The organism is Bacillus seohaeanensis, assembly GCF_042684945.1.
In the GTDB taxonomy this organism is placed as follows: Bacteria; Bacillota; Bacilli; order Bacillales; family Bacillaceae_B; genus Rossellomorea; species Rossellomorea seohaeanensis.
Window position 1 is genome coordinate 117,528 of sequence record NZ_JBHUMF010000002.1, and the last position, 13,164, is coordinate 130,691.

Annotated in this window: 10 protein-coding genes and 1 riboswitch; all 10 genes read left to right on the top strand. The window is 38.5% G+C overall.

Annotated elements, in window-relative coordinates:
- Positions 1–27: 27 nt before the first annotated feature.
- The 10 genes from ACFSUL_RS01160 to ACFSUL_RS01205 all read left to right on the top strand — a co-directional run bounded on the left by ACFSUL_RS01160 (position 28) and on the right by ACFSUL_RS01205 (position 13,001).
- Positions 28–900 carry a YitT family protein gene (locus tag ACFSUL_RS01160; RefSeq protein ID WP_377931918.1) on the top strand — a complete coding sequence of 291 codons (873 nt, stop codon included), beginning with the start codon at positions 28–30 and terminating at the stop codon, positions 898–900.
- A gap of 78 nt (positions 901–978) precedes the next feature.
- Positions 979–1,299 carry a cytochrome c551 gene (gene cccB / locus ACFSUL_RS01165; RefSeq protein ID WP_377931920.1) on the top strand — a complete coding sequence of 107 codons (321 nt, stop codon included), beginning with the start codon at positions 979–981 and terminating at the stop codon, positions 1,297–1,299.
- 521 nt (positions 1,300–1,820) lie between these two features.
- A complete protein-coding gene (gene ftsE, locus ACFSUL_RS01170; RefSeq protein ID WP_071410745.1) occupies positions 1,821–2,507 on the top strand; it encodes a cell division ATP-binding protein FtsE in 687 nt (228 codons plus the stop codon).
- Positions 2,497–3,381 carry a permease-like cell division protein FtsX gene (gene ftsX / locus ACFSUL_RS01175; RefSeq protein WP_377931923.1) on the top strand — a complete coding sequence of 295 codons (885 nt, stop codon included), beginning with the start codon at positions 2,497–2,499 and terminating at the stop codon, positions 3,379–3,381. The genes ftsE and ftsX overlap by 11 nt, the downstream gene beginning before the upstream one ends.
- 37 nt (positions 3,382–3,418) lie before the next feature.
- Positions 3,419–4,717: a murein hydrolase activator EnvC family protein gene (locus ACFSUL_RS01180; RefSeq protein ID WP_377931925.1), complete on the top strand. Its 1,299-nt coding sequence runs from the start codon at positions 3,419–3,421 to the stop codon at positions 4,715–4,717.
- 394 nt (positions 4,718–5,111) lie between these two features.
- Positions 5,112–6,251 carry a trans-sulfuration enzyme family protein gene (locus ACFSUL_RS01185; protein WP_377931927.1) on the top strand — a complete coding sequence of 380 codons (1,140 nt, stop codon included), beginning with the start codon at positions 5,112–5,114 and terminating at the stop codon, positions 6,249–6,251.
- Between the two features lie 240 nt (positions 6,252–6,491).
- Positions 6,492–6,612: riboswitch (SAM riboswitch) on the top strand.
- Between the two features lie 245 nt (positions 6,613–6,857).
- Positions 6,858–8,153 (top strand): O-acetylhomoserine aminocarboxypropyltransferase/cysteine synthase family protein, encoded by a 1,296-nt coding sequence (locus tag ACFSUL_RS01190; RefSeq protein ID WP_377931929.1) that lies wholly within the window; start codon positions 6,858–6,860, stop codon positions 8,151–8,153.
- A gap of 41 nt (positions 8,154–8,194) precedes the next feature.
- Positions 8,195–9,274 carry a homoserine O-acetyltransferase MetX gene (gene metX / locus ACFSUL_RS01195; RefSeq protein WP_377931931.1) on the top strand — a complete coding sequence of 360 codons (1,080 nt, stop codon included), beginning with the start codon at positions 8,195–8,197 and terminating at the stop codon, positions 9,272–9,274.
- Positions 9,275–9,972: 698 nt separating this feature from the next.
- Entirely contained in the window at positions 9,973–11,430 is a 1,458-nt protein-coding gene (locus tag ACFSUL_RS01200; RefSeq protein ID WP_377931933.1) for a S41 family peptidase, read from the top strand.
- 377 nt (positions 11,431–11,807) lie between these two features.
- Positions 11,808–13,001, top strand: coding sequence for a PDZ domain-containing protein (locus tag ACFSUL_RS01205; protein WP_377931935.1), 1,194 nt, complete (start codon positions 11,808–11,810; stop codon positions 12,999–13,001).
- Positions 13,002–13,164: the final 163 nt, after the last annotated feature.

Genomic DNA, 13,164 nt, shown 5'->3' on the forward strand with positions numbered 1-13,164 from the left:
AATAGAGGTTAAAGGAGTTTGACTGTGATGGGTGCGAAACAGAGACGTCGTGGGCAGCGGTTTAGTCCACGAGTGGAGAAATTTTTGGAGTATGTTCTTGTTTTAATTGGGTCTTCGTTTGTCGCTATTGCATTTAATGTGTTTTTGCTTCCGAACGAGGTTGCATCTGGTGGCGTAAGTGGGATTTCTACTATATTAAAGGGTGTTTTTGATTGGAAGCCAGCTTACGTTCAATGGGCTTTTAATATACCGCTTTTTATAGCTGGACTTATTTTCTTAGGGTTTCAGTTTGGAGTGAAAACAGCGATTGGGACTATTTTCCTTCCGTTTGTTGTTTATTTAACAGAAGCGTGGGAGCCGTGGACACAGGATCCACTTTTAGGATCGCTATTTGGAGGAATAGGGGTTGGTCTTGGTCTTGGAATCGTTTTTCGTGGCAAAGCATCGACTGGTGGGACAGATTTACTTGCTCAAATTATTAATAAATTTACCGGTTTGAGCCTAGGTACATGTGTTGCAATGATTGATGGATTGATTGTATTATCTGCTGCGGTTGTATTTGATATTGAACGGGGGTTATATGCTTTAATCGGTCTATACGTTACAAGTAAAACGATTGATTTGGTACAAGTTGGAGTTAGCCGTTCCAAAACAGCACTTATTATTACGAATCGACAAGAAGAAATTCGTGAAGGGATTTTGAATAAAATAGATCGCGGTGTGACAAAACTATCAGCGTATGGTGGATACACAGATGATGAACGGCCAATTCTTATGTGCGTTGTCGACCAAACAGAGTTCACTAAATTGAAACAACTGGTTAGAACCATTGACCCTGCTGCATTTGTTGTTACAATGGATGCCTCTGAGGTAATGGGGGAAGGTTTCAATAAAACGTAAAGTTGGTATAATAATCTAGTAAGGAACTAAATTGTTAGCAATTACCAATGGATTTTTTCAGAGAAAGGAGAGTAATTGATGAAAAAGCTACTGATGACTATGTTATTTGGAACAGCACTTGTGCTTGCTGCGTGTGGCGGAGACGGCGACAATGGCGACAGTGAGGAGACAAGTTCTGGTGAAATTAATGCAGAAAAAATTGTAAGTAATAAATGTTCGAGCTGTCATGGCGGAAACCTTGAAGGTGGAATGGGACCAGCATTAGAAAACATAGGTGCTGAGCTAAGCAAAGACCAAATTTTAACGACAATCCAAGAGGGGAAAGGTAACATGCCTCCTAATATTATTGAAGGTGAAGAGGCAGAGGCTGTTGCAAAATGGTTAGCAGATAAAAAGTAAATTTTAAAAATCAGCAGTTTGACATGAACTGTTGATTTTTTTATAGGAAAATAGTGGTTAGTGAAATATCGAATGCAACGGTAACGATAATAGCTGGTCGACAAGTGCCAACGTGAATAGGACAGAATTAGTCACATTTTATGACAATATCAGCCAATTAGCGGGTGTTAGCTGTAAATATACCATGCTTCTCTTTTAACCTATCATTATATAATAAAGAGTAGGTTACGGTAAAATGCAAAAAGTTTTTTTAGGAAATTTAAACCATGTTTTATCGAAGAAAATAGCTTTATTACTGAAAAAAAGGGGACATTTCTCCCCTTTTTTTTACTTTGAAATAAAAATGTAATATAATTGTCCCTTAACTTCTGAGGTTAGAATGGTATAATGTTTCCGGGAGCTTGATTTCGAGTAATTACGACATCCTATGTCTAAATTGAAAAAATAAGTGAAATATGACTAAATAGATAGACAACACAGCCAGAAGGGAACCACATAATACAAAATAAGGTGAGTTTATAATGATAGAAATGAAAGACGTGTACAAGCAGTACAAAAATGGTGTGACTGCTGCAAATGGATTTGACATCCGTATAAAACAAGGCGAATTTGTTTATGTTGTTGGGCCAAGTGGAGCAGGTAAGTCAACCTTCATTAAAATGATATATCGAGAAGAAAAGCCTACTAAAGGCGATATCATAGTAGATGGAATAAATCTTTCCACTATAAAAACTAATAGAATCCCATACTTACGTAGAAAGATAGGAGTTGTCTTTCAAGATTTTAAACTCCTAACCTCTTTAACGGTCTATGAAAATATTGCATTTGCTTTAGAAGTAATTGAAGAGCATCCGAGCAATATTAAAAGAAAAGTAATGGATGTCTTAGATCTTGTTGGATTAAAACACAAAGCAAGAATGCTTCCGAATGAGTTGTCGGGAGGAGAACAGCAACGTGTATCGCTTGCTCGTTCTATTATCAATACTCCAAAGGTGGTCATTGCGGATGAGCCAACTGGAAACCTGGATCCCGAAACATCTTGGGAAATTATGAACATCTTTGAAGAAATTAATAATCGAGGGACAACCGTTGTAATGGCTACTCATAATCGCGAAATTGTTAACACAATTAAGCATCGAGTGATTGCCATCGAAAATGGACGAATTGTTCGCGATCAGCATCGAGGTGATTACGGTTATGAAAGCTAGAACGTATGGTCGTCATGTTCGCGAAAGTTTGAAAAGCCTTGGTCGTAATGGTTGGATGACCTTTGCCTCTGTCAGTGCCGTCACCGTAACATTACTTCTTGTCGGTGTTTTCGTCGTCTTAATGTTAAATATGAATAAAATTGCTACAGATATTGAAAAAGATGTTGAAATCCGGGTTCTTGTAGATATTGGAACAGAAAAAGCTGGAGTAGAAGAAATAGGGAAAAAGATAAAGGCCTTAGATGGTGTAGAATCAGTAGAGTTTTCTTCTAAGGATGAAGAACTTCAAAATCTAGTAAAAGATGTTGGAGAAGATTTCAAACTATTTGAACAGGATAATCCACTTTTTGATGTCTTCGTCGTAAAAGCAGAGAATCCACGAGACACCAAAAAAATCGCAACGACGATAAATAAGTATAAAAATGTAAATGAAGCTGTTTATGGAGAAGCAAAAATTGAAAAGCTATTTGGCTTTTTGCAAATGAGTCGAAATGTTGGCTTAGTGTTAATCATTGGCCTGTTATTTACGGCAATGTTTTTAATCTCTAATACTATAAAAATTACAATTGTTGCTAGAAGAAGGGAAATCGAGATAATGAAACTAGTCGGTGCTACCAACTGGTTTGTACGTTGGCCGTTTATCCTTGAAGGATTGTGGCTAGGAATTTTAGGTTCTATTATCCCGATAGCTCTTGTCTCAACAGGCTATTATTATGCCTATGAGTTTTTGAAGCCGAAACTAGCAAACCATTTTGTTCAAATATTAGAAGTAACCCCATTTATTTTACAAGTGAATTTATTAATCATACTAATGGGTTGCCTCATTGGTGCATGGGGAAGCTTTATGTCTGTCCGGAAATTCTTAAGAGTATAAAATGATAGGTTGATAGAAGTCGAAAGGAGCATGCAGCTTGAAAAGAAGAAGTTTAATCACACTATCTATTGCAGCAGCATTAACAATCGGAACACTACCAACATGGGGAGGATCAGCCAACGCTGCTTCCCTATCTGAGTTAAAAGAGAAAAAAGAAAGTATTAGTTCAGAGAAAAAAGAAGTAAACGAAAAAATCTCTACTAAAGAGTCTGAGATTAACGAAAATATCTCTACGCAAAAAGATATCAAAAGCGAAATAGCTGCAATTGATACAAAAACGAGAGATACAGAAAATAAAATACAAGAAAAAGCTGCGGAAATAAATGAGACAACAGCAAAAGTGGAGAAACTAAAAAAAGAAATTGCTGAACTGAAAAAGAAAATTGAAGAACGCAATGAACTTTTAAAGGAACGTGCAAGAGCGATCCAAGAAAAAGGCGGTTCAGCTAGTTATATTGATGTTTTACTTGGTGCTGAAAGTTTCGGAGATTTCCTTAACCGCATTACAGCAGTAAACACAATTGTGAGTGCAGATCAGAAAATTATGGACGAGCAAAAGAGCGACAAAGAATCATTGGAATCAAAACAAAAAGAAGTAGAAGAAAAGCTGGCTTCTCTTAAAGATGCAAAAGCAGATCTAGAATCTTTAAAACAAGAGCTACATAGCCAAAAAGAACAAAAAGCAGCGTTATTCAAGCAACTTGAAAAGCAACAAGCAACATTAGAAGTTGAAAAAGAAAAGTTAGAATCTCACGCTAGTGAATTAGAAGCAATTGAAGCACAAATTGGTGGAGAAATTCAAGCAGAACAAGCGAGATTACAAGAACTTGCTCGTCAAAAAGAAAAAGAGGCACAGGCACAACGCCAACAAGCATCTAACTCTGGCGGCGGTGGAGGAGGTAGTGTCGCGACTCCAGCTGTAAGTGCTGGAACGTGGACAAGACCTGCTTCTGGTAGGGTTACGACAGAGTATGGCTGGGATACCTTAAACGGTAGCAGTCGCTACCACTGGGGTACTGATATTGCAGCTAGTGGAAATGTTCCAATTGTTGCAGCAGCCGACGGAGTCATACTTAAAAGCCATTACAGCTCTAGTTACGGAAATGTTGTTTATATGACGCATTCTATCAACGGACAAATGTTTACAACGGTATATGCTCATATGTCCGGTTCTAGTGTTAGTGCAGGGCAATATGTGAAAAAAGGTCAACGAATTGGTACGATGGGTAACACGGGATATTCATTCGGACAGCATTTACATTTTGAACTTCATGTAGGTGCATGGAATGCAGCCAAATCTAATTCTGTAAACCCACGTCAATATGTGAGTTTGTAATAAAAGATAGAGACACAACTTGTTTAATGGACAAGTTGTGTTTTTTGTTTTGGTTGAGGGGGGGGAGAGTTGGTTTGAGTTGGTTTGTGCCAGGAACAAAATCGGTGGTTTGTGCCAGGAACAAAAGTGGTGGTTTGTGCCAGGAACAAAAACGGTGGTTTGTGCCAGGAACAAAAGTGGTGGTTTGTGCCAGGAACAAAATCGGTGATTTGTGCCAGGAACAAAAACCGTGATTTGTTCCTGGCACAAACAAAGAGGAGGGTTCTAATCATTCAAAACGGATTTCCCGAATAAAGATATTTTCATTTTAAATTCTTCCTATAAACAAGTTATTGTAGTAAAGTATTAATAATATTTCGTATATAGAAAAGTGAAGTGAAAGAGGAGATTTTTTATGAAGTTCACCACAAGTATTGTTCACAATCAGTTGAAGCATGATCAGAAATTAAAAAGTAAAGTGACGCCAATTTATCAAACTTCTGCATTTTCTTTCGGTTCTTTAGAAGAGTTAGAAGGATTTTATGAAGGGAATGCTCCTTATCTTTACTCAAGGGTTGGAAATCCAAATACAGATGAATTAGGAACAATGGTAGCTAAGATGGAAGGGGCGCCGAGTGGGATTGCTACCTCTTCAGGACTTTCTGCGATTCTTGCGGGAATTTTATCAGTTGTGCAAGCGGGTGACCATATTATTGCTGCAGAGGATTTATATGGCGGAACCTATCATCTGATCAAGGAAGAGCTTAAAATGTTTGGAATCTCCACAAGCTTTGTTAATTTTGGAGAGAGAGCAGAGGTAGAACAAGCAATAACTTCAAAAACAAAACTATTATATAGCGAAACTATTTCCAATCCTTTTTTAAGAGTGGAAGATGTAAAAGGTATGGTAGAAATAGCAAAACAGTATAAGTTATTTACATTAATTGATAACACATTTGCCACACCATTTTTACGACAGCCTTACGTAGAAGGTATAGACCTTGTAGCTCACAGTGCAACGAAGTATTTAGGAGGACACAGTGATATAACGGCAGGTGTGCTCGTAGGTAGTGAAAATCTAGTGAGTAAAGCTAGAGAAAGAGTAGTGAATTTAGGTGCGAATTTAAGTCCATTTGAGGCATGGCTCACAGTTCGAGGTACGAAAACTCTTGCGCTTCGAATGGCAAAACAAACGGAAAATGCTCATTCTCTGGTAGAGCAATTGAAAAAACATAATGCTATTGAGAAAGTTTATTATCCAACTGAGCTATCGAACAAAGGGAATGGCGCAATTGTTACCATTGAGCTTTCTCAAAAGTGTAATATCGAGAAGTTTTTTACATCACTTCAATGGGTGAAAATTATTCCTTCACTTGCGGGTGTTGAAACAACGGTTTCCCATCCAGTAACTACATCCCACAGGGCACTCTCAAAAGAAGCACAAGAAAAAATCGGAATAAATAGACATGTTGTCCGCATATCACTAGGTATTGAGGATGCTGGGGATATTAATCAGGTATTTGAAAAAGCAATAAAGGAATCTTTGGAAATTTAGTCTTCTATAATATTGGATTATTGCTTGTTTATGGTTTGTCTAGTTAGAGCGGCTAGTCCTTTGATATCGAAGAAAAATCCCAACTTATCGGCGAATCGACAACAAACAACTTATTTCGATTAGCAGTTGTGCTGGGAAAATGAAAGAATGAAAAAATTCTAAATTTTCTCTTGACGATTAGTAGTGAAGAATTTATAATTCACTTTAAGCCATGAATAACTAACTATTTACAACTGAATGCTCTTATCGAGAGTGGTGGAGGGAATAGGCCCGATGAAGCCCGGCAACCTTCGAGTACGATTGCGTGTACTTGAAAAGGTGCTAATTCCTACAGGCAATTAAGCTGCCTGGGAGATAAGAGGAGGATCCCTTAAAAACAGACCCTCTTCTTAGGAAGGGGGTTTTTCTTATTCTTCCTCTTGAAATCTTCCTAACTCATCAAGAATCTACCCAATACACTACGCATCAAATTAGGGCGTTTATTAATGCTTTATACGAAATGCAGGAACGCACCTATGACAGATTGCATTTGACTGTTACACCATTTGAACTAACACCAGAGAAAAAATTAATAAAAACTCAAATTTCTTAAGGAGGAATTTTTTTATGACAAATTCATTTGATTTTGACACGTTACTTCTTCACGGTGGACAACAGCCAGATCCGGAAACAGGTTCAAGGGCGGTTCCAATCTATCAAACTACTTCCTATGTTTTTGATAATACGGAGCATGCAGCGAAGTTATTTGGATTAGAAGAGGGAGGGAATATTTACTCCCGAATTATGAATCCGACAGTCGATGTACTCGAACAGCGACTTGCTTTATTAGAAGGAGGAATTGGCGCACTTGGTGTTTCTTCTGGTATGGCGGCGATTTCACTTGCAGTGTTAAATATTGCTGGTGCAGGTGATGAAATTGTTGCAGCAACGAATCTTTATGGAGGAACTTACAATCTATTTTCTGTTACGCTTCCGAAGTATGGAATTACAGTAAAATTTGTTGACCCTTCTGACCCAGAGAACTTCCGAAAAGCCATCACACCGAAAACGAAAGCGCTATTTGGAGAAACAATCGGTAATCCGAGTTTAAATATTTTAGATATTGAAAAAGTTGCAGACATTGCGCATGAAAATGGAATTCCATTACTCATCGATAATACTTTTGCTACTCCGTATGTATGTAAGCCGATTGAATGGGGTGCAGATATTGTTATCCACTCAGCAACAAAGTGGATCGGTGGGCACGGCACAACGATTGGCGGAATTGTTGTAGATGGTGGGAAATTTGATTGGAATAGTGAAAAGTTCCCTGGCTTTACAGAACCAGACCGCAGCTATAATGGCATCCGCTACGCAACAGATGTAGGAGAAGCGGCATTTATTACAAAACTAAGGGTTCAGCTTTTAAGAGACTTTGGTTCTTGCTTAAGTCCACAAAGTGCTTTCTTACTTTTACAAGGACTTGAAACATTGCATTTGCGAGTGGAACGCCATAATCAAAATGCAGTGAAGATTGCGGAGCATTTACAAGCGCATAGTGAAGTCAATTGGGTTTCTTATCCTGGATTAAGAGAACACCCTTCGTATCACTTAGCACAGAAGTATTTCAAAAACGGAACGGGTTCAATTGTAGTGTTTGGCATTAAAGGTGGAAGAGAAGCTGGTCGTAAAGTAGTGGACAATATTAAGTTATGGTCGCATGTTGCAAATGTTGGTGATGCAAAATCGCTTATCATTCATCCGGCATCGACGACACATCAACAGCTGAATTCAGAAGAATTAAAGTCTACAGGTGTTACGGAAGATTTGGTTCGTTTATCTATCGGTCTCGAATCGCCACAGGATTTAATTAACGAATTGGATCAAGCAATTGAGGCAGCTCTAGCGGCATCACCGGTATAAAAAATTCTCATTAAAAATCTAAACGGGAGGAGGTAACGAATATGGAGAATAAAAAAATTCAAGACACCATAGTAAGCTCCATCCGAATACCTGCTCTTACGTTAGAAAGTGGAGAAATATTAAAAGATATCAACTTAGTTTATGAAAGAAGTGGAAATATAAACGGTCCTGTAATTTTGATTTGCCATGCATTAACAGGTAATCATCTTGTAAGTGGCGACGATGATCAACCAGGATGGTGGGCAGGGTTAGTAGGTCCAGGTTGCTATATTGATACAAATGAATTTCAAATTATTTCGTTCAATGTACTAGGGGGATGTGATGGGTCTACGGGACCTGCCTCCCTTAGCCCTATAACAGGGAAGAGATATGGTCCTGACTTTCCAGAAATAACGATTAGAGATATGGTGAGTGCGCAGCATACAGCTCTTCAAACCCTTGGCATTAAAAAGCTTGAAGCTGTTATTGGTGGATCGTTAGGCGGGATGCAAGCATTAGAGTGGGGATTAATGTTTCCTCAATTTGTCCAGAAAATATTTCCATTAGCTGTCACTCCTGAATTAAGTGATTACGGAATTGCTTTTAATCATATTGGGATTAGAAGTATTGAAAATGATCCCCATTGGAATAACGGATATTACGAAGAGAATTGTGAAATAAAAGGATTAGAGATTGCGAGAATGGCTGGAATGGTTACGTATAGAACGGGAGCACTTTTTGCTGAGCGATTTACAAGAGGTCAAAACAATCAACAGTTTGAAGTGCAGTCCTATTTAGACTACCAAGGAAATAAATTACGGAGTCGGTTTGACGCAAATAGTTATCTCACTTTATTGAGAGCGATGAACACGCACGACATTAAAAGAGGTCGAGAGGACTGGAAAGAACTTCTCGCTAATTTGCCATGTGAATTAATCGGAATAAGTTACGATGGCGACCTTATTTATGAGCAGGCGTCGTTAAAGGTGTTAACGGAAATAATTCCCGATAGCACTCATTATTTTATACCAACAGTTTTTGGGCATGATGGGTTCTTAGTTGAATTTGAAAAGTGGGGCGGGATTATACAATCGCATTTAACAAAACTGAAAGTAAAGGGAGCTAGTGTATTTAAATACTAGCAGCTATACGAACGAATCTGAGAAAGCGAGCTACCGCTAGTAAACCATTTTCGTTAAACGATAAAGTGCTCTTGATTTATGTACTGTTTTGAACTACCCCCACTTAGCTAACGCTTGAAGTGGGGGATTGCTGTGAACACTAGTGTATCCACCAGTTTTTTAGCAGGCTACCCCCGCAGCTCCTGCGGTTATTACTCAATATCTTGTACGTTGAATTCTCCACACTCCCTACTTTTGCTTGGTTTTCGCTACTTCGGTGAGTGTGGGACGACTGAACGTTGAAGATTTTACGTTGCAGACGTTTTTCCTGCAATAACCCTATATCTTCAGTTTTCAAAGAACAACCTGCACAAGAAAAACATAGCACATATGTTCTTGGTGTTTAACAACTTTGGCTAACGTCAACTGACATTCATCCCCTCCCTACTCATTGGGCTACCGCCCTCCACATTCCTTGAGGAAGGGGTATTCTGTCGGAAGATGATAAAAGAGAAAAGCTGAAATGAGTAGCTGTTTCCAATTAAACAACTAACATAACTTGTCCTTCGCTGTCATATATATGTAATAGCAAAGACATCGCACCGCCTAAGCGCGTTTTTGTGTGGTGTCTTTTTGATTACAGAAAAGCCTGCTAGAGGCAGAGGGAGTTTTATCCTGCCTTTTTTAGCCGCTAATATAGACAAGTTGGAGGGAAACAGATGGAGAGGGATTCTAAAAGGTTAATCGTAATTGTCCTTATCGCGATGCTAGTGGGAGCAGGAGCAATGTATGGCGGGATGGAATGGTGGAAAACGCCTGGTGCATCAGAAGAGAATGGCGAGATGTTGAATCCAGAGAGCGGGGAAATGAAACTGCCTGACAAGCTTCATAAAGTAGAAGTTGCCTATGAACTTATCAGTGAAAAGTTTTTTCAAGATGTAGACAATAGTGAGTTAGTTGCCGGTGCGATTGAAGGAATGTTAAAAACGTTAAATGATCCATATTCTGTTTATATGGATGCGAAAACTGCTGCCCAATTTAGTGACTCCCTTGATTCCTCCTTTGAAGGAATTGGAGCGGAAGTAACGATTGTTGATGGGAATTTAGTTATTGTTGCTCCTTTTAAAAATTCACCTGCGGAGGAAGCGGGATTGAAACCAAATGACAGAATTGTGAAAGTGAATGGAGAAAGTGTAGAAGGCTTAGACTTATACGAAGCGACTTTGAAAATTAGAGGAAAGAAAGGATCGGAAGTAAAGCTGCAAGTAATGAGAGAGGGATTAACGACGCCGATTGAAGTATCGGTAAAAAGAGATGAAATTCCTGTTGAAACGGTTATTTCGGAAGTGAAAAAGGAAGAAGGGAAAGATATAGGCTACATTCAAATCACTTCTTTCTCGGAACACACTGCTGAAGACTTTCAAGAACAGTTGGCAGATTTAGAAAAGCAAGGAATTAAAGGGCTAGTCATTGATGTACGAGGAAATCCTGGAGGACTTCTTTCTAGCGTCGATAAAATTTCAAATGAGCTCGTAACATCAGATAAGCCATTTGTTCAAATTGAAGAACGAAGTGGTGAAGTCATGCGTTCTTATTCAAAAAAGAAAGAGAAAAAAGCATACCCAATTACGGTATTAATCGATGAAGGAAGTGCATCTGCTTCGGAAATACTAGCGGGAGCGTTACAAGAAGCAGAGGATTATCCACTTATAGGGACAAAGAGCTTCGGAAAAGGAACGGTGCAGCAAGCAGTTCCAATGGGAGACGGTAGTAACATTAAGCTCACCATGTTTAAATGGTTAACACCGGATGGAAATTGGATTCACAAGAAAGGTATTAAACCAGATATTCCAGTACGTCAGCCAAACTATTTCTACTCACATCCTTTGCAAGTGGAAAAAACGTTAAAAAAGGAAATGAATAATGAACAAGTAAAAAATGCACAAGAAATGCTGCAAGGACTTGGCTTCAAACCAGGTAGAACAGATGGTTATTATAGTACAGAAACAGTAAAAGCTGTTGAAGCATTCCAGGCAAAAAATAAGCTTCCTGCAACAGGGGAAATAAATCAAAAAACAGCAGAAGCCCTTCAAGAACAAATAGTAAAAGCAGTAAAAGACGAAGACAATGATCTCCAGCTTCAAGCAGCACTTGATTACCTGACACGATTGAACTAAAAGGATATTGGTGCCTTTCCCAATCGCTAAAAACGCGTTAAGACTTGGGGGTAGGCACCTTTCTTCATTTTTCACTATTTTCTTTATCATTTCCCGGGAAAAAAAGGGAACGCTGTCGATTAGAGAGGGTTTTTAAAAGAAATGTTGGAAATAGCGAGCAGTTTATATTCTTTGAAGAACGAAAGGTGAAGGTTACTACACATTAGTTCTAACCTCAAGGGATAGTAGTTAGCTAAGTGTAGGGTGTTATCACACGAATTTCTTCTTAGTTAGGAAATGAAACAGAACCGTTACTGATTGAAGTTCACTTTACGAGAGGAGTTTGATAAAATAATAGGTAATGATAATTTTGCGTCTAAAGGTGGTGACAATGCTTCATGGAACAATGGATTATAGAAATACTTAAAGGTTTTGGGAAACTTTTTTTGCATCCAATTTTGTACCTTTCAATCATTTTTGCGATAGTTACTGGTTATTTTCGAGTAAAAAGCGAACGTAGAGATTTTAATACTAGATTACTTGATGGCTACCATGATACTAGAGTGCTATTGTCAAAGGGAATACTGTTTGGATTGTTGTTTTCCATTCCAATAGTGGTTGCAGGTGTTGTCATCCCAGTGGCAGCAATTCTAGTGAGCGGTATTTTAACCATTCTATTGGCGTTAACATTTCGTTATCAATTTCTGTCCCCAGCAATTATAATGGGTTCTACCTATTTTATCCTTATAGGAATAGACTATTTTCAATGGGAAATACCGTTTCTTTCTACATACTTTGATAATATAGATTTTGGGTTTCTAAGGTCTGTTGTCATTTTGATGGGACTTCTTACGGTAATAGAGGGGTTACTAATTAGAAGAAATGGTGGAAAAAATACTTCGCCAAGATTGATTCAAAGTCCCCGTGGGTTAAAAGTGGGCGCACATCAATCAAAGAAATTATGGCTTGTACCAATGCTAGTGTTACTACCGACTGGAGAATTCACTCTCCCATTTGAATGGTGGCCTGTTTTTACGATTGGATCTGGTACTTATTCTTTATTTCTCGTACCGTTTCTATTTGGCTTTCAACAGTTGATACAGAGTACATTACCTGAAATAAGTACAAAGCAAACAGGTTATCGTGTATTTTGGCTAGGAGCACTAGTTTTAACGCTTGGCATAACGGGCTTCTTTGCACCATTATTTTCTGTCATTGCCGGGGCTTTAGCGGTTTTAGGAAGAGTGTGGATTTCCTATCGTCATCGTGTTGAGGAAAACTCGAAGCCATTCTTCTACAACCGTCAGCCAAAAGGAGTAATGGTTATTGATATTCTACAAGATTCTCCTGCTGAAAAGTTAGCTCTAGTTACCGGAGAAATTATAACAAAGGTTAATGGAATTGAGGTAAATGATGAGCGAGCTTTTTATAGAGCATTGCAAAAAAATGGTGCGTACTGCAAACTTGAAGTGATTGGAACAAACAATGAAATTCGCTTTACTCAAGGTGCGTTGTATGAGGGAGACCACCATGAATTGGGGATTTTGTTTGTTGAGCAGGCAGCAAGGGATGCTAGTGATCGCGTGTCTTGATGTGACATATTGTAATAAAGAAAAGGCAAAAAGTATACACCATGCTTTTTGCCTTTTTGAATATAGTAAGTGCCCCTTTTTATAAAAAATAGGTAACAGTGTAAGACAAGCTTCCCCCTTATTTCATATCCTATTAAAGTAAGAGTAGATTCTCGCAATTAGA